This is a genomic window from Natrinema versiforme (assembly GCF_005576615.1).
GTDB classification, from domain to species: Archaea; Halobacteriota; Halobacteria; order Halobacteriales; family Natrialbaceae; genus Natrinema; species Natrinema versiforme_A.
The window spans coordinates 60763-82053 of record NZ_CP040331.1; the positions used below are offsets into that span (position 1 = coordinate 60763).

Here is a 21291-nt window from a genome sequence, read left to right on the forward strand (position 1 = left end):
GCTGGAACTTCGCAGAGAAACCGCCACTTTGGCTGCTCTCGGATCTGCTTATCGGGGCGATTTCCCGCTTGGCCGGGGTCCGTTTTACCGGCACAGTGCCAGCCCTTGTCTCTGAGCGCTTTGATCATCGAGCCGTCGAAGTCGGCTCGCACGAACGTCAGCAGGAGCCGAACGCCTCGTCGCCGACCGTGCCGACGCACGAATCGTTCCATCGACCGGGCGAGGGCGGCAGAGGCGAGATTGGGGAAATCGACGCCGATGCAAATCCGTGCTGCCTCGACGATTTCGTTACCCTCGAATCGCGTTCCGTCGTACTCCAGCGAGCGAATCAGCGGATAGCGCCACGTAATCGCACCTAGTAGCTGGTCCTGGTAACAGAGTCCGTGATGGACGAGATTCGTCCGGGGGACATCGTCCATATAGGAGTGATGTGCTTCGTAGATCGCGCCGGCGACATGGCGCGGGATCGATTCGATATGGACGCGCTCTGCGAACCGCAAACCGAGCGGCGCCGTGACCGGCTGCCCCTCCCGATGGATGGGACACGAGCACCCCTCGGGGGTAGGCGTATATTGGAAGCCGGTACTCCGTATTTGGTCTAGAGAGTGAGTTTCGGTCACGAGTCGGTGTCGTCGGTGCGCTCCTGTCGGTCGTTGTATCGCTCCAGTTCACGCCCGATTTTCTCGAGCGCCTCGACACCACGTTCGAGGAGCTGATGGGTGGCTCGCGCCAGTCGAAGCGTCTCCATCAGTGCTCCCCCTCCGGGGGTTCGATGAGGTCGTTGCTCTCTTCGGCGAGTTCTTGGATTACCCGTTCCACGTCAGCCTCCTCGACAACTGTCCGATGTGCGAGCGGGGCAGGATATGCCCGGTCACCCTGGCTGCAGAGCACGACCAGCCACTCGTCGCTTCCATCCCCGAGCACGATGTAGTGGTCGCGATCAGCGCGCTGGAACACTCTTCGATCAGGGCGAGAGACGGCTCGCCAGTTCTCGGGGAGCGTCGGTGACGGCCGTCCGCCGTCGGCGAGGGCGACGACGTCGTCGGTAAGGGTCGCCATCGCGGCGTCGATCTCCTCGCCGGGGAGGTGCCAGCACGCCGCGGCACCGTCGCACTCCAGCTGCGAGACCACTTGATTCCGGAACGCAATGTAGTGCTCACGGGCGAACTGCTCATCGTCGTAGTAGTCGAGTAGGAGTGCGCACGCGAGCTGGGCGGGCCCGCTGCCACTGTATCCCCACTCGAATCCGCTTGGACTGTGGTTAACGAGGTCGAGACTGCGTTCGAGGGAGAGCCGCCGATGCTCCGAGAGGTTCAGCACGACGGCTTGGCCGTCGACGCGGAAGCCGACGTACTCGACTGCGTCTCGGTGAGACTGACCGGGCGATGCAACTGGAACCGATTCCGAACTGGCCATAGGTACATTCCTGTTCATTCGTTGCTCGGGGGCGGTTCGGTGACCCCCGCACCCCTCTCGGGGGCAATAAACACTACCGCCCCGGAATGGAACATGAATTCTAGGCCAATTACTGACCGTAGAAGGCACCGAAACACCTGCTCAATAGACCTGCATAGCACATGGTAAGCTCCGGGTTCGAATGTGACAGTTTCCCCGCCAAGCGGGCTTGGTTATGCTAGTTGAACAAAACAAATCATCCGTCGCTACATAACCCTCCTCAAGGCCGTTGATGGGGGGTAACCAACACGCCTTCCGACTATTCAGTAGGGTAGATCCATTCCGGGATTGTGTTAGGGCTGGACTTGATCGGTCGGACGGATGAGGACTTCGTTGATATCGACATGGGGTGGTTGCGAGACGACGAACGTGATCGTTCGAGCGATGTCGTCCGGCTGAAGGGGACGCAGCCCCGCTGCGTATTCCTCGATACCCTCTTTGATTTCGTCGTCAGGGATGTGTTCGAGGAGTTCTGTCGCGACCGAGCCCGGTTCGATTGTCGCCACCCTGATCCCGTCTGCCGCAACGTCCAACCGGAGTGAATCGCCGAACATCTTCACACCGGCCTTTGCCGCGTTGTAGTGCGACCCGTTCTCCATGAGGAACCGTCCGACGACCGAGGAGAGATTGACGATGTGACCGCTCTCTTGCTCCAGCATCGTCGGAATGACTGCGTGGGTGAGTGTGATTAGGCCAGTTAGATTGACGTCGATAGTGGTCTGAAGCGTCTCCCGATCCGCATCAGCGATGTGGGTGAGAGGCATGTATCCCGCGTTGTTCACGAGAATGTCGATTCGACCGTATTCTTCGGTCGTCGCGTCGACGAGCGCGTCGATGTCGTCGTCGTTCGTAATATCGGTCGGTACGACGAGTGCATCGCCATCGTCCGCTTCGATCTGTGTTTGGAGTGCCTCCAATTCACCTTCCCGTCGTGCAGCGAGGACAACACTGGCGCCACGGGATGCGAGTGACTTTGCCGTCGCCTCACCGATCCCGGAGGACGCTCCAGTGACAATCGCAACCTTTCCATCCAGTTCGGAGCCGAAATCGTCTGACATCAACTGGAAGGAGGAGCATGACGGCGTTGAGGGTGATGCTATCTGGAAAGGGGGTTTATATGGCCGGCTCGCCGAGCGAGGAAGTGAGGAGTCGACGCTCGCCGCGTCGGAGGAGAGCTGACAGTGAGGGTTGTGAAATATCTAGTTCCTCAGCGAGTTCCTCGGCTGTGACTTGGCGCGGACTCTCGTAGTACCCACGGGAGATGGCGAGCCTCAGTGCCTCACGTTGCCGGTCGGTTAACCCATCCTGTAGCTGGTTCTCAGAGCTGGACGGGTCAGGCGTGATAGAGATGAGCTCGAATGAAATCCCGTTGTCTTCACACGTCATACGGAATTCGTTGAACGTCTCGTGGTCTTTGAAAACCTTCGTCTCACGCCAGCCCTCTGGTGTGATGGTCGTCGATTCCATTTTGGCTACCCCAGAGCGACTGTTGTCGAACGACTCGAAGGGAGTATCATCAAGATCGACATGGAGTTCGTAGACGGTCTTGTCGTCTGTTTCTCCGAGTAGGGTTACTTCTTCGACTTCGTCGAGCGCAGCCAGTTCCTTTTCGGAGACGTCGTCGTCGATGTCGATTTCGACGACAAACGCTTGGACATCTGGCTGGAGACAAAGCGCATGCGTACATGTGATTTCGTCCGGCTGGAGTTCCGTCGTGATACTGACGAGTGGAAGAGACGATGATCGGAGGTAAAATTCTGTAGTGACGGTCATTACACAGTATTAGGCGCCTCTGTCAGTTAAGTTCCTGTGTCTACCGGACCAATTTCGATCTCTGAGGTCACAACGGATCAGCTACCCACCAGAGCTGCCGAGATCCCTTCATCCATCAGCCGTACCCAACGCGCCAAGCGTCGGATCTGCTGATTTGCTTTACGGGAAGTTGGGGGTTACATAGACCATTTCCTGTCGGAGGAGTCCCTGTAAACACGGAGTCCCGAACGTTAACTACCGGTGAAGCATACGTCCATGTATGACAATTACGACTGAGTTCTCCCTCAGTTCACCGTCTCTCCCACTGGTCAGCATCACTGAGAAACTCCCGCCAGACCAAATTGAGTGCGTTCACGGACTCTGTTTCGAACAGGACGCCCGGATGTTCATCGTCAAAATTGATTCCGAGATCAACGTCTCAGAAGCCGACTTGGAATCGCTGGACGAAGTCCAAGAGGCGACAACAATCGGCTACGCGGGCGAACAAACCGTCCACAACCTTACGATAGACCTCGACGACGCGATCTCGGAAGTATTCAGTGGGGGCAGTTCCGTAGCGGCCAAACTCGAGCCGACCGTCGTCACACCGGACGGATGGTACGAGAGGAAAGTGTACAAGGACCGTGATGCGTTCATGGAGTCCCGGACCCGCTGTGAGAACTACGGGATCTCGCTCGACCTCATCTCGATGACCTCCACTTCCGCTGCATCGGACGATGCTATCCCGTTTGGGTTGACTGAACGGCAATATGAGGCGCTGACACTCGCGCTCTCTCGTGGCTACTACGAGAGCCCACGCCAGACCTCGACCGAGGAGCTCGCTGCGGAACTCGGCATCTCACAACCCTCGCTCTCGAGACTCCTCAGGCGGGGTGAGCGGCAGCTACTTTCTTCGGCGCTCCAAACACAGGAGCACTTAAACACGGTTTCCAATTAGCACCGTCGCTATCTGACCGTAGTCCCTCTGATCTGGTAGACAGAAACCTACTATGAAGACAGTCGAGCTCAACAACGGCGTGGAGATGCCGATTCTCGGGTTTGGAACGTATCAAATTGAGGATCTCGACGAGTGTGAACGCAGTGTCTCGGAAGCACTCGATACGGGGTATCGACTCATCGATACCGCGGCGTCGTATGAGAACGAGGAGGCGGTCGGGCGGGCAATCCAGAAGAGCGACGTGCCGCGAGACGAGGTGTTCGTGACGTCGAAGCTCTGGGTACAGGACACTGGCTACGAAGCCACCTTGGACGCGTTCGAGCGGTCGCTGGACCGACTGGGCCTCGACTACCTCGACCTGTTTCTGATTCATCAGCCCTACGGCGACGTCCACTGTTCGTGGCAGGCTATGGAAGACCTCTACGAGGACGGTAAGATCAGGGCGATCGGGGTCAGCAACTTCCATCCCGACCGCGTGATGGACCTTATGGTCCACAACGATGTCGTCCCAGCCGTCAATCAGATCGAGACACATCCTTTCTACCAGCGAATCGAGGATGCAGCATTCCTCGAGGAACAGGACATCCAACACGAGTCGTGGGGGCCGTTCGCCGAAGGGCAGAACGACATCTTCGAACACGACGTGTTGACCACGATCGGAGACCGCCACGGCAAATCCGCTGCACAGGTAGTGCTTCGATGGCTCATCCAGCGCGAAATCGTCGCTATTCCGAAGTCGGTTCACGCCGACCGGATCGCCGAGAATTTCGATGTCTTCGACTTCGAACTCACCACGGAGGAAATGGAGACGATTTCGGAACTAGACGACGGAGAAAGCCAGTTCTTCGACCACCGAGACCCGGAGATGGTGAAGTGGTTGGGGGAGGCTGAACGGGACACGTGAGCTGATCTGAGCGCTCTCTCTACGTGACCTATCCGTCTCTCAGACGCGATCTCCGGTATCCCCTTCGCCACTTCAGAGACGACGGGAGTTAAATACGGTTTCCAGATAGCATCGAAGTCTTGGATATCAAACCCGCAATTCGCATACGTACAAAATATGGATGTGACAAACGTTCCGTCCGCTGATAGAGAAGAATCCGATCACCCGGCCCAAGTGACGACGGCGCTCGTTTCGGATGGTGTTTCGAGCGAGTTCGACGGGAATACCGTCCGCTCGGTGGAAGTTACGTTCCGACCGGGAGAACGAACCAAATTCCACACGCATGCTGGCGTACAGGTGTTGTACGTCACTGAAGGCGAAGGAATCGTCGCGACCCGCAACGGAGAACGTGAGGTCTCGGAGGGCGACCTGATCGTCTTCGAGCCTGATGAAGAGCACTGGCACGGGAACACACGGAATGCCGATTCGCCGTTCAGCCACCTCGCCTTCATGGCTGAACCGGACGGATCTGAAGTAACTGCCCTCGAAGAACCATAACCATGGAATACACTACTCTCGGTTCGACCGGAATGGAGGTCAGCCGCATCTGTCTCGGCGGGATGAGTTTCGGCGTGAGCGACTTGCACGACTGGACGCTCGACGAGGAGGGCTCGCGCGAGATCATCGAACGCGCGATTGACCTCGGTATCAACTTCTTCGACACGGCCAACGCGTACTCGAACGGGGAGTCCGAGGAGATCATCGGGGACGTTCTCGGAGAGTACGACCGCGACGAACACGTCGTCGCCACGAAATGCTACTTCTCCACGAACCTCTTCTCCGATGCAGACGAACCACACCCGAACGCGTCGGGACTCTCCCGGAAGACTGTCGAACAGGAACTGGAGAATTCGTTAGACCGACTGGGGATGGATACCGTTGACCTCTACCAGATCCACCGGTGGGACTACGAGACACCCATCGAGCAAACGCTGCGTGCCCTTGATGACGCAGTACGACGCGGGAAGGTTCGATACATCGGCGCGTCGTCGATGTGGACTCACCAGTTCGCCGAGGCACTGTACACCAGCGAGCTCCTGGATCTCGAACAGTTCGTGACGATGCAGGACCACTACAACCTCGCCTACCGCGAAGGCGAGCGGGAGATGTTCCCCTTCTGCGAGAAAGAAGACATCGGCGTCATCCCATGGAGTCCGCTCGCACAAGGATACCTCACCCGTCCCCACGAAGAGATGACGGCAACGACCCGCGGCGAAGAGCTCACCGAGACGCACGAGGAGTACCGGATGGGCGGCGGACCGGCCGTCAACGAGCGCGTCGAGGAACTCGCTGCGGAGAAGGGGGTGACGATGGCACAGCTCTCGCTGGCGTGGTTACTCCACCAGGACGTCGTTGATGCGCCGATCATCGGCACCACGAGCGTCGAACATCTCGAACAAGCCGTCGAAGCACTCGATATCGACCTGACGGATTCAGAGATAGAGTACTTGGAAGAACCGTACGAGCCCCTGCCGATTGCTGGCGCTCCTGTCCCTGGGTCGGAAGCCAACTAGAGCTCGGTGATCTGAGGACTCAGTCACTCCACAATGAGAGAGAATACCCTAAGCACTTCGAACGATTCAGAGATCGATAGAACGAGTCGTCGAAAACTGCTAGGGGCAGCTGCAGTGGCAGGAGGGGGCTTCCTTGCGGGATGCATACACCAGAGCGGGTCCGAGACGGAAGAGCAGAATACCCCCTCCCAGACTGCGGATGAGAACAGCGTGCTGATCGTGTTTTTCTCTCGTACGGAAAACACCCAGGCTGTCGCTGAAATCATTCAGCAAGAAGTGGGTGGAGAGATGTTCGAAGTGTTGCCGGCAGAACCGTACCCCGTAGATTACGACACGCTCGTATCCCAGGTAGACGAAGAGAACGAAGCCGGCTATACACCGCCTCTCCAATGTAACATGGAGAATATCGAGGCGTATGACACCGTGTTCTTCGGTGCCCCGACGTGGGATATGCAATTGCCACCGCCAATGAAGACCTTTCTGAGTGAACACGATTTAGGCGGGAAAACTGTGGTCCCGTTCAATACGAATGGTGGGTATGGCGTCGGGAGTAGTTTTCAAACGATCGAAGATCGCTGTCCCGATGCCGACGTACGGGAGGGATTCTCTACTCGGGGTGGGTTGGAGAGAGATGGTGTGTACCTGGCAATCCGAGACGATCGGAGAGAGGAAGTCAGGGCGGAAGTGACTGACTGGTTCCAGAGGATTCAGATGTAACCTCTGCCTTGCCGGTACCGTGGCCGCACCCTCTCAGGGATTCACCAAACAGGACGGCGTAGCGTTCGGCAACGTATTTGGCAGTTGCAACGTACTGTCCACATAATTGAGGATGGCTGTACTGGACGATCTCTCGGGGTTCGAGTTCGAGGACGTGATGGAGGACGTGTTCCGCAACCTCGGCTACGAGAACGTCCGCCAGGCCGACCGCACGGCTGACGAGGGTCGCGACGTCATCATGGAGGAGGTCGTCGACGGCACGCGGCGTGCGATCATCGTCGAGTGCAAGCACACGGGGACGGTCGGACGGCCGGTCGTCCAGAAGCTTCACTCGGCGATCGCGACGTTCGACTTCGACGGCCCGAAACGCGGAATGGTCGTCACGACCGGCCGGTTTACGAACCCTGCTCAGGAGTACGCCGACCGCCTCCAGCAGAACGACGACCCTCATCCAATCGAGCTGCTCGACGGCGAGGACCTCCGGGAGATCGCCGACGAGATCGGCCTCGACCTCTACAACGGGCGCATCGAGATACTCTGCGACGAGACGCTCCGTCCGTACGACCCGGCCGCCGACGTCGACGCGGCCGTCACGGAGGCGTTCCGCGACATCGAGAACATTGAAGTCGCCGACCTTCCAGAACCGCATTCGTCGGTGACGTTCCGCCCGGTGGTCGCGGTCACCGCGGACACGAACGCTGTCTTCGAGACGTCGGTGGGCGTCATTCACCGGATCAACGATCGGACCCGATTCGTTGCCCACGCCGAACGCGGGCAGCCACAGGTCGTCGACGAAGACGTCGCGACGCTGGTCACCGAGAATCTCCACGCGACGGTCGATCTCGACGCCGAGCAGTTCGGAGAGGTGTTCGACGACGTCGAGGAGCGCCGGTTCGGCCAGACGCAAACGGAGTACAAGGAGTGGGCCGTCGAGCGACTCCAGCAGCACCACACGACGACGGTGACCTACACCGGCGACAACAACGTCACGTACAACAAAACCTGTGAGCCGAACCGCTCGGATATCTCCGTCCAATCAATTGAATCAGTGTACCTCCCCGAGGTTCGACAGACGACCGACATCCAGGAGTACACATATCCCTACGAGTACTACGCGGCAGGCCCGTCACGAGTAACCGCCGAGGGCGGCGTCCATCGGTGCGTCCACTGTGACACGAGCGGCGTCGACGAGACGTACACCTACTGTCCGAACTGCGGGGCCATCGCCTGCACCAGCCACATCAAAACGGAGCGGCTGGAAGGCGAGCCGATCTGTACCGGCTGTGCGGTGACGGAACGGTTTGCGCTGAAGACGAAGTACTTCTACAACGAGGAAAATCTCGAGGCGTTCCGCGAGGAGTACGCCGAGATGCCGCTTCACGAGAAGGCGATGGAGAACAAGTGGCTGGCCGGGGGAAGCGTTGTCGCGACGCTGCTGGTCGTCGTCGGACTACTCGTCATCGGCGGCATCATCTGAGCGGGCTAAGCGTTCACGCCGGCTCAGCGACCAGCTCTTCGAGCGCCTGCTCAAGCGGGCCGTGGAACTGCCAGCTAGCCCGATCGAAGGCTTCCTCGGTCGGACCATCCCAGCGCGGGAAGGCGGAGTGACCACTCACCTTGACGGTCCACTCGGACGGCTCCTCGAACGGGTTCCGGGTCGGGAGCTCGACGACGTAGAGGTACTCCTCGTCGCCGTGAATGCCGTCGGCTGGGTTCTCGACGCCGTGTCCGAGCAGGAACATCGGCTGGTCGAGGTGCTCCATATTGTCCGGCTCGAGGAGATCCGAGGGTTGGTCAGCGTGGATGCTCCGATCACGCCCTTCGTCAACGTAGAGGGTCATCGTCGAGAGCGTGTCGAGGAACAGGAACTGGGCAGCGGCGTATGCAGGCCCGCGCTCTGTTCGTGTCTCGTCGAGCAGCTGCTTCAGCTGGACAAGGTCACGGAGGACGCTATCGGGATACCCGTCCGAGTGGCGGTAGATTTGTGCGATGCGGTCGGTTTCCGACTGTTCGTCTGCCGTCTCGCTCCGTTGGATGAATCGGAGTTGACTTCGTGTCGACATCGATCACCTCCGACGCGTGTGCGCCGGCACCCATCGCCGGCGCAAAAACAACATAACTCGGATATTACACTTGTTCTGCGACTGGGCCGTCGTAATCGTGACTGACGTCGGTCGGATTGGATAGCAGGCAGACCATCATCCCGTCCCGGGTGTACGCCAATCGATGGTCCGTCCGGACGCGTGAGCCATCCTTCCGCCATTTCACCGTTTGGCCGGTCCAGACCCCGTCTGAACACATGTTTGGGACGTTGGGGAACACCTCTTGTTCGAGGACCGTCCTTTCCTCTTCGTCCTCGTACAGGATCGTCCAGCGTCTCCCCGTCATCTCCTCCCGATCGTAGCCCAGGATCTCGGCATACCGCTGATTCACGTAGACGAATCGGCCGTCAGCGTCGATGAGGCCGATTCCCTCGTCGACGACGTCGATCGCCTCGTACACGTCTTGCACACGTTGTTCCGATCGAGACTTCTGGACAAGGTTCCGGATTCGGTTGGCCAAGATCTCGAACTGGTCGATGGAGCCCGATTTCTGGAAGTAGTCAGACGCTCCGACGCTGATGGCCTCGCTGGCGATCTCCTCTGAGCCCTTCCCGGTCAGGAGGACGAATGGACGTTCGAGCCCGCGGGCTCGCATTTGCTCTAGGAACTTCAGGCCGTCCATATCTGGCATGTCGTAGTCGCTCAGGACGCAGTCGATGTCCTCCGACTCTAGGTGAAGCAATCCCTCTTTTACCGAATTACGTGTTACGACTTCGATGTCAGGATCGATCTGTTCCAAGATATCATTCACCAGGTCGGTGAACTGCGGGTCGTCATCGATGTGCAGGACGTCGATCGAATCAGCGTCCTCGGCAGGTCTCTCTTGGAGTTCCCGTTGCGACGTGAGGTCACTCGGAGGGTTGATCTCCTCCTCCATCTCCGCCGTCTGATCTCGGCGGACGATGACTTCGTCTGTGTCCACACTCACAGTACACCCTACCCAACTGAACGTCACACAACCGTCGTCGGGGCGCTGCGGTCGGAGCAGGGCATTCAGCGCGTCGGGATCGACGGTGTCGTAGAGTGGTGATAACGAACACTCGTCCACATCCAAGGCTTCGGCAACCGCCGTGACGACGGCTTCACTTGGTGAGCCTTCTATCTGTTTCCGTATCATCGTTCGGTTGTGACTGTAGAAGCGTGAATCGTCGTAGCTATCTCTTTGGCGCGCATCTTCATTCTCTCATTCGTTGACCGAGGGGATGGTTATTGCTCTCGATTTCGGCACCGTTTAAAAGAGTGCTCCGGCGACACCGACACTGGGTGCGTCATCTGCCCCGTCGATACGGTGCCCTCTCGATAGATCTGGACGCTTTGTCTCGCGTCCCCGTCAGGTACGGAGTCGCCCTCCTTCGTAGAGATCTTGGACGATGCGGGCGGTCCCTCGGCGGAGGCGTTGAGAGAGTGAGCTGTCGCTGATCCCGAGGAGGGCCGCTAGTTCGGCTTGGTCGATTCCTCGTGGGACCTCGAAGTATCCCTCCTTGTACGCCGTTACGAGCGCATCTGACTGCTCGGCGGTGAGCAACTGCTCTTCATCGACCACGGTCGGATTAGAGATTTTGTGGAGTGTGAGGGGAATGCCTTCGGCCCGGAGGACCCGCCGAAATGCGGCCAGATCTGCATGGTCCTTGAACTGGATTCGGAAGTCCCAGTCCTCGTCGGCCCCCTCAGCCTGCAGGAGATCCGCGCCGACATCAACGAGGGACTGGACGAGACCGTTCACGTCAGAGGCCCATTGCACCTCGTACAAGGTCGATTCCGTAGACCCGGAAAGCCGCTCGAACCCCCCAACCAGTGGGCTCTCCTCAAACGAAGCCTCGATCGCGGTTTCCTCGACACCAGTGACCCAGAACTGCGGGATGACGGTCCCCTCCCCGAGCGGCACCCGCCGTTCGAGTTCGACAGTCGCGTCTGGGTGCTCGCGGAGGAGTTGCCCGAGTGCGAATGATTCTGCGGGTACGGAAACGTCAACCTCTGTTATCATGGATCCACGACCTCGCGTCGGATTCTCCTTGGATTCCTCGGCTTTCCACCACCGGTACAGTACAGGTAGTAGTTCGTCTTGTTCTTTGCTAGCATAGGTAAAAGTGATTGGGGTCGCTACTAGCGGAGCTAGCGATTCCTCAGCCCTGTCCGAGAATCGTGTCGGCGGTCGCGGCACCGATCATACTAAAGATCGCACATATGCTGACGGCCCTGAGCGTCTCAAGAGGCGTTTCCTCGAACGTCGAGGGAGCGGCGAAGGCGAATGCGAGGAGTCCGACCGACAGGTACGCCACAAGCATGAGCGAGACGAATCGGCGAGGGATCACTCCGCCGATGCCAGCGTCACTATCCGACCCGATGTTGTGCTGGCTATCAGTCTCGTAGAGGAGCGCGTAGCCGACCACGAACACGATGGCGGTCGTCAGCATAATATGCTGAATTTGCATCCCATCCGCGAGGCGCCACGTCTCTTCGGTTAGCACGAGTGGGCTAGCGACGAAGAGACCGCCGACGATCTGCTGAACGAAGTCGCTGATTCTGAACGGGTGTGATCTCGGCATAGTGCTCCCTTCGTGGAGTGTAGAGATAAGGAACGACTCGTCTCCGTGGGTGGAGTCCGGTTTGGAGGAGGCAATCAGTCGATCAGCGTTATGTCGAAGGGAGATCCCAATCGATTGAATCACGGATGACGCGGGTGATCAACGGTAGCGAGGACACAGGAAGGGGGCTCGGGGATAATCAGCCGTTCGTCCGTCGCTCCTGCTCTTCCAACTCTTCTTCGTGGTCTTCGATGGCCTCTTGGTGGGCTGCCTCGTCACCCGCGACGCGCTCTGAGAGCTCCATCAATCGATCTTCCTTTCCGTAGAGAATGACCGTGTCCCCGGGCTCGATCTCGGTGTCTGGACCGGGTGCTCCAATGTACGCCCCCTCCCGTAAGATGCCGAGCAGGAGGACACCTTCATCGTTGAGGTCACACGAATCAGGTGTTTCGTAGGCGAGCCAGTCGTCCTCCTCTACGTCGATTTCCGCAACCCGGTACTCTTGCTGGAAACCGAGCATTTCTGTATAATCTCGAAGTTCAAGGTCCGTCGTCCGTTCGAGTGACCATTCGATGAACGGAGTCAGCAATCGATTCAACCACTCGCTACGCGCGGCGAGGACGAGTAGAATGACCCCGGTAAGGATGTAGACGAGGTTGAAAGCATTTCCCCCCTGAGCATCGGTGAACGAGAGGACAAGTGACGCGATGACGCTTACTAACCCCACGCTCCCGAGCCGGATGAGCGCCTTGATGATTTTCCGCCGTTCCGGTGTCGCCACTGTCTGTTCCGCCTCTTCTGTCGTATATCCCGCACCGGAGAACGCCGACGTCGATTGAAACGAGGCGATATCCGGAGACAGCCCCGTCATCCGAAGTGCGATCGACCCGATCCGGACGATCAGCAGTGACAGGGCAAAGATGACCAGCAACGAGACAACCGATTCCGTGGCGACCATAACCTGTAGACGTTGGCCGCGATACTAGGTAAAACATCCCCCAGAAGGCGTCGTAGGCCGATTACATCGGAGCTCCTCCCATTTACGTTTGGTCGTGCTCACCGCCTATTCGTGGAATACAGAGAATAGCGCTGTCCGTCGCTGCTCCGACAACATTCGGTATGACGAACGCAGTGGCCCTCAGAGCCATCAGTATGAGCGCCAACTTCTGCATGATCGGCGCTGCAACCCCCGATACAATTCTTGGTCAACGGTGAGCAATTTCCGTGACTTAGATGGAAGAAATAGTGCACCGGTGAACGGCTGGACAAAACATCTTATATTACTGGTTTGGCGAGTTCGATCAGCATACCCCAAAGCGGGGGCATTTAAACGGTAAAAATAGGTTGTCTCAGCAACTTCGCGCTTTTTGCGCTTGCAAGCCGTTACCATGGATAGGTGCAGGTCAAATGAGCCACGCTACAGAGAGCCACACTCCAGAAAGTATACTCACTGTCACGGGAGAGAACTGGTGGCTGGTTGCGCTCCGAGGAGCCCTGGCGATTGTATTTGGTATACTGGCGTTCATCTGGCCGGGTCTCACACTATTCGTACTAGTGGTCCTGTTCGGGGCGTACGCCATCGTGGATGGTGTGTTCGCCTTTGTAAGTGCGTACCGGGCCTCCAAAAATCGCGATACTGCGTGGCCGTTTCTGCTTGAAGGAATTCTCGGCGTCATCGCGGGGATCGTTGCCTTTCTGTGGCCAAATATTACGGCAGTGGCACTATTGTACGTTATCGCTGCGTGGGCCCTGATAAGTGGAGCCCTTGAGCTGTACGCGGCGGTTAAACTCCGCCGGGAACTCGAAAGCGAGTGGTGGCTTGCACTGAGCGGCGTCGCGTCCGTGATCTTCGGGCTTCTCCTCGTCTTCTTTCCTGTCCCCGGGGCCCTCGCGGTAGTCTGGCTGATTGCCGCCTACGCGATCATCTTTGGCGTGTTATTGCTCGCGCTCGCAATCCGACTGCGTCGCTGGCAGAGTAGTGATCGAACACCCAGCGAATCTACGACACCCACCTAGTAGTGGGATTGTTCCTTGTCATGGTCCTCATCACGGAATGTACGACTTGGATGGTGTTTCATCTCAGAGAAGCTATACGAACCTATTATCGTCACAGCCACCAAGGTAGACTATGAGCGTCTTGGCCGAGTTCACACTTTCGTCGGAGGAGTTTCACTTCGGGGAAGTTCTCTCTCGAAACTCCCCAAGGCACGTCGAACTCAAACAGGTAGTCCCGATACAGAAGGGTGCCGCTCCATATTTTTGGGCTGAAGACGACGATGCAGTCCGATTCGAGGAGACACTCCGAGGGTACCAGTGTATCAAGAGTCTCAAACGGATCGATCAGATCGGGGACCACGTTCTCTATCGAATTCAGTCGAGCGAAGAGACAAACATATTCTCCGGTATTCTCGAATCAGATGGGGTTTTGCTCCAAGCGAGTGGGGATACTACGTGGAAGCTTCAAACGCTCTTCAGCGACAGAAAGGAGTTGGGAAAATTCTTTGACTTCTGTGTAGACAACGAAATTAACATTCAAGTCAGACATGTTTATCATCTTTCTAGTACGAACGAGGATGGCGGGGATTTTGGATTAACTTCGAAACAGCGTACGGCTCTCGCAGTAGCTGCCGACCACGGGTACTTCAAGTCACCGAGCGATGTCACGCTTGATGAGATCGGGGACGAACTCGGAATCAGCTCGCAGGCGTGCTCGAAACGCATTCGGAGCGGCGTCGAAAAACTCGTCACAAACGCCTTGGAGACCACGAGGTGACCTCGTCACCGATGATCATATCGGCGGATAACTGGGTAGTCAGAGCAACCCGCAATGCTAACTATTCACACGGGGAATAGTGCATGGGGAGCATGCCCCACGAGAAGCAATGAACACACGGAGTACCGAACGCGTCCGGCCAATCGAGGTGAATTGAATGCTTGACCGACTGACTCGCCAGTTACGGGAGGCGGATATCGATCTCGTTGACAAGGGGGATGAGTACGAAGTATCTGCAGATGTTCCCGGGTTCGACAAGGAGGAGATTACCCTTCGCGTCCGGGATAACGTTCTCTTCATTACGGCCCGGCATGAGGAGTACGAGGGTGAAGGGGAGGGGAGTTACCTTCGGAGTGAACGCGAGCAACGAGCGTTAGTCGAATCCGTCCGATTTCCGGAAGAGATCGATGCCGATCGGGTTACTGCGAACTATCGAAACGGGGTACTCACAGTCACCCTGCCAAAATCTGAGACGCCAGAGATGGAAAGCAGGGAAATAGAAATCGAGTAACTCTCCATATCCGCGAATCGAAGGACCACAAGGGCACCCATGAAGGTGTGCCATCAAATCATCTTTCCGACAACCGGGCGGGCATGCTGTGGCTACTAGGTTCCGAGCGTTGAACGTCTCTGGCAACGCTTCGGAGCGTTCACTGTCTTCTTGATAACTGGGTAGCCACAGCAACCTCTACCGCTATCTACCCCTGTGACAAACACTAACATGGGGTTCTGATTGCAGAACCATACAGACCCCGAAACCAATCATGCCTATTGAGCTCCGTGTCCAGGGATTAGCGCCGGAAGATACCGGCCGTGGAATTGCCCGCCTCGGCCAACAGACCCGTGACGAATTAGGCGTTCAACCGGATGACGTCGTCCAGATAACCGGTCGTCGACGCACCGTTGCGACGGTCCGACCAGCATACGAAACCGATCCCGAGGACGTTATCCGAATCGACGGAAACACTCGGGCAAACGCGGACGTAGATATCGACGACTACGTCGAAGTGACAGAGGTAGATCCGGAAGAAGCTACTTCGATCACGGTTGCGCTCCCCGAGCGCATCATTCTGCGTGGGGCAGAGCCGTATCTGAAGCGTCATCTCCTCAACCGACCCGTCGTTCGTGGCGACACGATCCACCTTCGATTGCTCGGCCAACCGTTCGTCTTTATCGTCACGCAGACGACTCCAACGGGTCCCGTTCTCGTGACCAAACAAACGACCTTGGAGGTTCGCGACCAGCCAATTACCGAGGAAGATCTCGAGGGGGAGCGCTCCGAACTCCCGGATGTCACCTACGAGGACGTGGGTGGACTCGAGCGGGAGCTCGGACTCATCCGGGAGATGATCGAACTGCCGATGCGGCATCCGGAACTGTTCCGTCGCCTCGGCATTGTCCCGCCCAAGGGTGTATTACTCCATGGGCCGCCCGGAACTGGCAAGACTCTGATTGCGAAGGCCGTCGCGAATGAAATCGACGCCAGCTTCTTTTCGTTGTCGGGGCCGGAGATCATGTCGCGGTACTACGGCGAATCCGAAGAACAACTCCGCGAAATTTTCGACGAAGCGCAAGAGGACACGCCTGCGATTGTCTTCATCGACGAACTCGACTCGATTGCGCCGTCGAGGGACGAAGTCACCGGAGAGACGGAGCGACGCGTCGTGGCGCAACTGCTTTCGTTGATGGACGGCCTCGAAGCCCGCGGTGACGTCATCGTCATCGGCGCGACCAATCGTGTCGATGCGATCGACCCAGCACTCAGACGCGGCGGGCGCTTCGACCGCGAGATCGAGATCGGCGCTCCCGACCGGGATGGACGCCTCGAAATCCTTCAGATTCACACGCGGGATATGCCGATTGCGGACGATGTTGACCTGGAAGGGTATGCTGACCGGACGTACGGATTTGTGGGGGCCGACATCGAATCGTTCGCAAAGGAAGCCGCGATGCACGCGTTGCGGCGTGTCCAGGAGGAGATCGACATCGAAACCGACCACATCGAACCGGACGTTCTCGAGGAGATCGAGGTCGCGAGGGACGACTTCGAGGCGGCCTTACAGAACGTCGAACCGAGCGCGATGCGGGAGGTGTTCGTGGAGGTCCCGGACGTCACCTACGAGGATGTCGGCGGGCTCGAGTCGGTCCAACACGAGCTCGTCCGGTCGGTCGAGTGGCCGCTCTCGTACCCGCGGATGTTCGAGAAGATTCACACCGAGGCACCGAGAGGAATTCTTCTGTACGGGCCGCCCGGGACGGGGAAGACGCTCCTCGCACGGGCAGTTGCGAACGCGAGTAACGTGAATTTCATCTCGGTCAAAGGACCTGAGCTCCTCAACAAGTACGTCGGCGAATCGGAACGAGGCGTTCGAGAGGTCTTCCAGCGGGCCCGACAGAACGCCCCGACGATTATCTTCTTCGACGAGGTCGATGCAATCGCCCCCGAACGCGGCGAGTCGTTCGACTCGTAGGTGACCGAACGAGTCGTCTCACAGCTGCTGACCGAACTCGACGGGATCGAGGAGTTACGGGGCGTCTTCGTCCTGGGTGCAACCAACCGGCCAGACATTATCGATAGGGCACTCCTTCGGCCCGGTCGATTGGAGAAAAACATCTATGTCCCAATTCCAGACGACGAGGCCAGGCGAGAAATTTTCGGCGTGCACACACGAGAGATGCCGCTCGCTGACGATGTCGATCTGGACACTCTTGCGGAGAACACAGAAGGGTACACGGGCGGCGATATCGAGGGTATCGTTCGAGAAGCGAGCATGCTTGCGCTGGACGAGGCCGTGACGGCAATCGAACGCGACGGGGTCGAATCGCCCGAAGAACTCGACGAGGCCGCTGACGAGATCATAATCGAAGCGGAGCACTTCGAACAAGCTGTTCGGAAAGTCAAACCATCGGTCACGAAAGACATGCACGAGTTCTACGAGGAACTCGTCGACGATCTGGGTGGCGAATCGTCTGACGAACAGACTGCTCCAGCGGAGTTCCAGTAGCCATGCGCAGCAAATACAGGATCGCGACGGTGATGGGCATCCCAATCGAGATTCACGTCTCACTGCTCGTGATCCTCCCGTTCCTCGCGTGGCAACTCACTAGTCCCCAGTATATCGAAGCGTGGACGGGGATAATTAACGCCATCTCGCCACTGTCGATAACGCCGGACACGTTGCTGTCGGGTTCGACACCCTGGCTGATCGGAATTGCTGGGCCGGTGAGCCTGTTCGTGGGCGTCGCAATCCACGAACTCGGCCATGCGTGGGTCGCGCTCCGATACGATCTCACGATCCGCTCGATCACGCTGTGGCTGTTCGGAGGGGTCGCTCATATCGAGGATCTTCCCACGGAATGGCGCAAGGAGTTCTGGATCGCTATCGCCGGCCCAATCACGAGCCTGCTGCTCGGCGCTCTTGGATACGTGCTCCTTCAGGTGATGCCACCGTCGGCCCCCGTGGCCGGCTTTGTCTTCGGCTGGTTCGGACTGACGAACGTGGGGCTGGCGCTGTTCAATCTGCTGCCGGCGTTCCCAATGGACGGCGGGCGCATCCTGCGGGCCCTGCTTGCTCGCTCGCGGCCGTTCGTGGAGGCAACCCAGCGTGCAGTGCAAGTCGCGACGGTCGTGGCGATCCTCCTCGCCCTCGTCGGTATCTTTACCCTGGATATTCTGCTGCTGCTGATTGCCGGATTCGTCTTCCTCGCTGCTCGCTCCGAGGCGACGATCGTCATGACGCAGGAATTACTGAGTGGTGTCCGAGTCCGCGATCTGATTCGCCCAGAACTGCCAACTGTGCGTGCCGGAACATCGGTCCAGGCACTGATTGATCGGATGTTGCGCGACCGCCGAACCGAATACGTGGTCGTCGATCAGTCCGGGACGGTGCTAGGCGTCGTCACGCTCGCGAACATCCAGACGCTCCCGGAGATGATCAGTCCGGAGACGAAGGTTGATGACGTGATGACCGAGGACCCACCGACGATCTCCAGCGACGATGATGCGTTCAAGCTGTTTCGGAAGCTCGGTGAATCCGACGCACATTGCGTGCTGGTCGAGTACTTAGGGCAGGTTCTCGGACTCGTCTCTGGAGACGACTTCCTGCAGATTCTCGCGCTGATGCAGGGCTCGGCGAGGTTGGATAACGCCCTTCCGCGGGCTCCCACCGGAGAACCGTCACATGCGTTCCGACGAAGTCGGGCTGATTGAGGCGATATCGTTCCCCGTTGGAGGGATGGTGGGCGGCGGTATCTTTGCTGTTCTCGACGTCGGTGCGACTATCGCTGGCGGGTTCGTCTAGGCTACGTTCGTCGTCGCAGGAATCACGGAATGGCGCGGCTACGCCATTTTCTTGGAAGGCAGCAGATTCAAGATGTAGTCGATGACCTCTCGCGGACGTACATCGACGTGGAGGTTGAAGCCGAGTTTACGCGTGGGTCGTAAAATGGGACCCGGTCGCTGGATACGAAGCGGTTCCGCGTCGTCGATGTCCTTGTCGCGGACACCGATGACTGCCATTTGTAATCACAATTCTGACGCGAGAGGAGTTTCTATCGACGGATCTAGCAACGCTCTACCGGTGTCGATTGGAGAGGGAATTGCTATTCCGTGAGCTGCAGACGCAGTACGTATTGGACGAGTTCGATACGAGCAATCAGGATGTTGTGGAAATCCTGCTGTACGCACCGTTGCTGTCGCTGATGGTGAGTTGTGATCTGTTGGATCTAGCCACCGAACAGACGGACGATGAGATCGTGTTTCTGCCAGAACGGTGGGCGGCGACCTTCCGGTCAAATGCCCAGTTCCCCTCCACGAATCCGGCGAGTACCTCGATTACTCGCCATCGTCACTATTGGAACGACGGCTCAAAGGGGTACAGAGGATCTACACGCAACAATCGAGCCTGCAAGAGACACTTGCTACCGCTACGCAATCGGGTTGTGTGTCTTATCTAAAGACGAATGACACGACAACTATTCCGCGACGGACTAATTGACCGAATAGTGGCTGAGACAGCGTATACGACCTCTTCGACAACGGAGTTCACCCGATCGACTACCGAGCTGAATTCTGGGGAGTCCCTACGCTAAATGCCCCACCTCGTCAGGTTCCTCGACGTCGTCGAACTCGCCGCGCTCGACAGGCTCCCAGTCCTCACCCGGCTCTGGACTCCACCAGTCGACCTTGTAGGCACCCGGTGCGCCGAGAATCTTCACGCGTGCCGACCCATCAGGCAGGTCGCGCCGCAGTTTCTCGTCGACGTGGAGGTTCCAGGTGGTGGTAGAATCGAAGCAGGCGAGCACGGCCTCCTCGTAGCCGCGTGTCTCGCGGGATTCCTGGAGTTCGACCTGGGTGTTGCAGTTCTTGCAGAACACCCCCTCGAAGGGGATGTGCGTGAAGACCTCCTTCCCGCAGACGGGACACCAGAGGAACTCGAACAGTGCCTCACTGTGTCGGTCACGTACTTCGAGACTCATTGTTGGACTGACCCGGTCGTACCGGGCCACCCCTCGTGCCCGGCCGAAAAACAGCACACAATGCGGATTCACCCCGCTCACCGCTCGGCGCCGTAAACGATGCGGGAAGGAGCTTCGTATCCACAGTCGGGGCAGTCGTACCACCGCTGGACCTTCGCCCCGTCTGCCGCCTTCTCGCCGACGCGAACGTCGTCGTTCGGACACTCCGGGCAGTTAAGGTCCGGTGCGGGCCGCTCCCGGAGCTCGTCACGGAACGATGTCGCATCCTTCGTCTCGTATCCCCGCGACCAGACCGGGTAGCCGTCGACGAGAATCACCCCGCGCCACTTGTGCCGGTAGGAGTCCGGCGCACGATGCAGCACGGCTCGCGCACCGGTCTCGGTGTTCCGATACGCAAGCGTCGGCGAGCGGCTCTCGCGTCGCCAGTTGGTGATGGGAGGCATTGGTTAGAAGTGGACGTCAGCGGGCACGATCCAGAGCTCTTCACTCTCCTCGAGGAGTCGATCCAGCTGTCCACGGTGGCGAATGCCGGTTCCGTGTTTGGTGTACAGGAAGATCGTCGGGCCGTCGTACGCACCGACCTTGTGGAAGGCGTGCCGGGCGAGGTCCTCGTCACGCATGATCTCCTCGTCGGAGAGCTCGTCGATGGCCTCTTTCACCCGGTTGAGATTGCGCTCGAACTCTTCCTTCGTCGCCTCCCAGCCACGCTCGAGGAGATCCTGGCCGTCGTCGGAGTCGACGGGGGCTGCAGTCGGGAGCTCACCCCATCGCGCCTTCCCCGCAACGGACGTGTCCTCCTCGTCGAACGTGACGTAGTAGTCGAAGACGGCGCCGGCATGTGGGTCCGCGCCGACCAGGCGGTCGAACACCGAATTTCCGGTGGCCAGTGCGTCGTCGTGGGTCGATTCTTCTACCAGAGCGTAAATTACCATGTGCATCTCGAACACCTCGAAACGCCGACGCACCGGGAGTGATTGCTCGCTCGCTCCAGCTGCGCCGGCACCCATCGCCGGTGCAATAACAAACACGGCTCTCATGAGAACTCATAACTGATGATTGGCATCTGAGGCTGTG

22 protein-coding genes and 2 pseudogenes are annotated in these 21291 nt (G+C 58.4%); 12 read left to right on the top strand and 12 right to left on the bottom strand.

Annotated elements, in window-relative coordinates:
- Nucleotides 1-616: 616 nt before the first annotated feature.
- From FEJ81_RS24255 to FEJ81_RS18925, 4 genes are all read right to left on the bottom strand, one after another.
- Nucleotides 617-748, bottom strand: coding sequence for a hypothetical protein (locus FEJ81_RS24255; RefSeq protein ID WP_008458061.1), 132 nt, complete (start codon nucleotides 746-748; stop codon nucleotides 617-619).
- Nucleotides 748-1434 (bottom strand): DUF6166 domain-containing protein, encoded by a 687-nt coding sequence (locus FEJ81_RS18915; protein WP_138246865.1) that lies wholly within the window; start codon nucleotides 1432-1434, stop codon nucleotides 748-750. The genes FEJ81_RS24255 and FEJ81_RS18915 overlap by 1 nt, the downstream gene beginning before the upstream one ends.
- A 314-nt stretch (nucleotides 1435-1748) precedes the next feature.
- On the bottom strand, nucleotides 1749-2513 hold the full coding sequence (locus FEJ81_RS18920) for an SDR family oxidoreductase (RefSeq protein WP_138246866.1): 765 nt from the start codon (nucleotides 2511-2513) through the stop codon (nucleotides 1749-1751).
- A 55-nt stretch (nucleotides 2514-2568) separates the two neighbouring features.
- Entirely contained in the window at nucleotides 2569-3228 is a 660-nt protein-coding gene (locus tag FEJ81_RS18925) for a helix-turn-helix domain-containing protein (protein ID WP_138246867.1), read from the bottom strand.
- A gap of 259 nt (nucleotides 3229-3487) precedes the next feature.
- Between FEJ81_RS18925 and FEJ81_RS18930 the strand changes: the two genes are divergently transcribed.
- From FEJ81_RS18930 to FEJ81_RS18955, 6 genes are all read left to right on the top strand, one after another.
- Entirely contained in the window at nucleotides 3488-4165 is a 678-nt protein-coding gene (locus tag FEJ81_RS18930) for a helix-turn-helix domain-containing protein (RefSeq protein WP_175416490.1), read from the top strand.
- 52 nt (nucleotides 4166-4217) lie between these two features.
- Entirely contained in the window at nucleotides 4218-5069 is an 852-nt protein-coding gene (locus FEJ81_RS18935; protein WP_138246868.1) for an aldo/keto reductase, read from the top strand.
- 156 nt (nucleotides 5070-5225) lie between these two features.
- On the top strand, nucleotides 5226-5606 hold the full coding sequence (locus FEJ81_RS18940; protein WP_086215018.1) for a cupin domain-containing protein: 381 nt from the start codon (nucleotides 5226-5228) through the stop codon (nucleotides 5604-5606).
- A gap of 2 nt (nucleotides 5607-5608) precedes the next feature.
- The gene (locus FEJ81_RS18945) at nucleotides 5609-6622 is read left to right on the top strand and encodes an aldo/keto reductase (protein WP_138246869.1); all 1014 of its coding nucleotides are present in this window, start codon (nucleotides 5609-5611) and stop codon (nucleotides 6620-6622) included.
- A gap of 33 nt (nucleotides 6623-6655) precedes the next feature.
- Nucleotides 6656-7339 carry a flavodoxin gene (locus FEJ81_RS18950; RefSeq protein ID WP_229504793.1) on the top strand — a complete coding sequence of 228 codons (684 nt, stop codon included), beginning with the start codon at nucleotides 6656-6658 and terminating at the stop codon, nucleotides 7337-7339.
- A gap of 112 nt (nucleotides 7340-7451) precedes the next feature.
- Nucleotides 7452-8816 (top strand): restriction endonuclease, encoded by a 1365-nt coding sequence (locus FEJ81_RS18955; RefSeq protein WP_138246870.1) that lies wholly within the window; start codon nucleotides 7452-7454, stop codon nucleotides 8814-8816.
- A 13-nt stretch (nucleotides 8817-8829) separates the two neighbouring features.
- On the opposite strand, the gene FEJ81_RS18960 is transcribed toward FEJ81_RS18955, so the two are convergent.
- From FEJ81_RS18960 to FEJ81_RS18980, 5 genes are all read right to left on the bottom strand, one after another.
- On the bottom strand, nucleotides 8830-9402 hold the full coding sequence (locus FEJ81_RS18960; protein WP_138246871.1) for a hypothetical protein: 573 nt from the start codon (nucleotides 9400-9402) through the stop codon (nucleotides 8830-8832).
- A 64-nt stretch (nucleotides 9403-9466) separates the two neighbouring features.
- Nucleotides 9467-10558 (bottom strand): response regulator, encoded by a 1092-nt coding sequence (locus tag FEJ81_RS18965; protein WP_138246872.1) that lies wholly within the window; start codon nucleotides 10556-10558, stop codon nucleotides 9467-9469.
- A 213-nt stretch (nucleotides 10559-10771) separates the two neighbouring features.
- Entirely contained in the window at nucleotides 10772-11425 is a 654-nt protein-coding gene (locus FEJ81_RS18970; RefSeq protein WP_138246873.1) for a helix-turn-helix domain-containing protein, read from the bottom strand.
- Between the two features lie 139 nt (nucleotides 11426-11564).
- Nucleotides 11565-11987, bottom strand: coding sequence for a DUF2391 family protein (locus tag FEJ81_RS18975; RefSeq protein ID WP_138247161.1), 423 nt, complete (start codon nucleotides 11985-11987; stop codon nucleotides 11565-11567).
- A gap of 178 nt (nucleotides 11988-12165) precedes the next feature.
- On the bottom strand, nucleotides 12166-12924 hold the full coding sequence (locus FEJ81_RS18980) for a TrkA C-terminal domain-containing protein (protein WP_138246874.1): 759 nt from the start codon (nucleotides 12922-12924) through the stop codon (nucleotides 12166-12168).
- A 449-nt stretch (nucleotides 12925-13373) separates the two neighbouring features.
- Between FEJ81_RS18980 and FEJ81_RS18985 the strand changes: the two genes are divergently transcribed.
- From FEJ81_RS18985 to FEJ81_RS19010, 6 genes and pseudogenes are all read left to right on the top strand, one after another.
- Nucleotides 13374-13982 (top strand): HdeD family acid-resistance protein, encoded by a 609-nt coding sequence (locus FEJ81_RS18985; protein ID WP_138246875.1) that lies wholly within the window; start codon nucleotides 13374-13376, stop codon nucleotides 13980-13982.
- A 112-nt stretch (nucleotides 13983-14094) separates the two neighbouring features.
- A complete protein-coding gene (locus tag FEJ81_RS18990) occupies nucleotides 14095-14739 on the top strand; it encodes a helix-turn-helix domain-containing protein (RefSeq protein WP_138246876.1) in 645 nt (214 codons plus the stop codon).
- Between the two features lie 157 nt (nucleotides 14740-14896).
- Complete coding sequence (locus FEJ81_RS18995) at nucleotides 14897-15250, top strand: Hsp20/alpha crystallin family protein (RefSeq protein WP_138246877.1); 354 nt, start codon at nucleotides 14897-14899, stop codon at nucleotides 15248-15250.
- A 259-nt stretch (nucleotides 15251-15509) separates the two neighbouring features.
- Nucleotides 15510-17744: pseudogene (locus tag FEJ81_RS19000) on the top strand (CDC48 family AAA ATPase).
- Nucleotides 17745-17746: 2 nt separating this feature from the next.
- On the top strand, nucleotides 17747-18949 hold the full coding sequence (locus FEJ81_RS19005) for a site-2 protease family protein (RefSeq protein ID WP_138246878.1): 1203 nt from the start codon (nucleotides 17747-17749) through the stop codon (nucleotides 18947-18949).
- Between the two features lie 112 nt (nucleotides 18950-19061).
- Nucleotides 19062-19736 (top strand): annotated as a pseudogene (locus FEJ81_RS19010) (IS4 family transposase); the annotation flags it as partial.
- Between the two features lie 85 nt (nucleotides 19737-19821).
- On the opposite strand, the gene FEJ81_RS19015 reads toward FEJ81_RS19010, so the two are convergent.
- From FEJ81_RS19015 to FEJ81_RS19025, 3 genes are all read right to left on the bottom strand, one after another.
- Nucleotides 19822-20217: a DUF7567 family protein gene (locus FEJ81_RS19015; protein WP_138246879.1), complete on the bottom strand. Its 396-nt coding sequence runs from the start codon at nucleotides 20215-20217 to the stop codon at nucleotides 19822-19824.
- Nucleotides 20218-20294: 77 nt separating this feature from the next.
- The gene (locus FEJ81_RS19020; protein WP_138246880.1) at nucleotides 20295-20660 is read right to left on the bottom strand and encodes a DUF7568 family protein; all 366 of its coding nucleotides are present in this window, start codon (nucleotides 20658-20660) and stop codon (nucleotides 20295-20297) included.
- Between the two features lie 3 nt (nucleotides 20661-20663).
- Complete coding sequence (locus tag FEJ81_RS19025) at nucleotides 20664-21155, bottom strand: hypothetical protein (RefSeq protein WP_138247162.1); 492 nt, start codon at nucleotides 21153-21155, stop codon at nucleotides 20664-20666.
- Nucleotides 21156-21291: the final 136 nt, after the last annotated feature.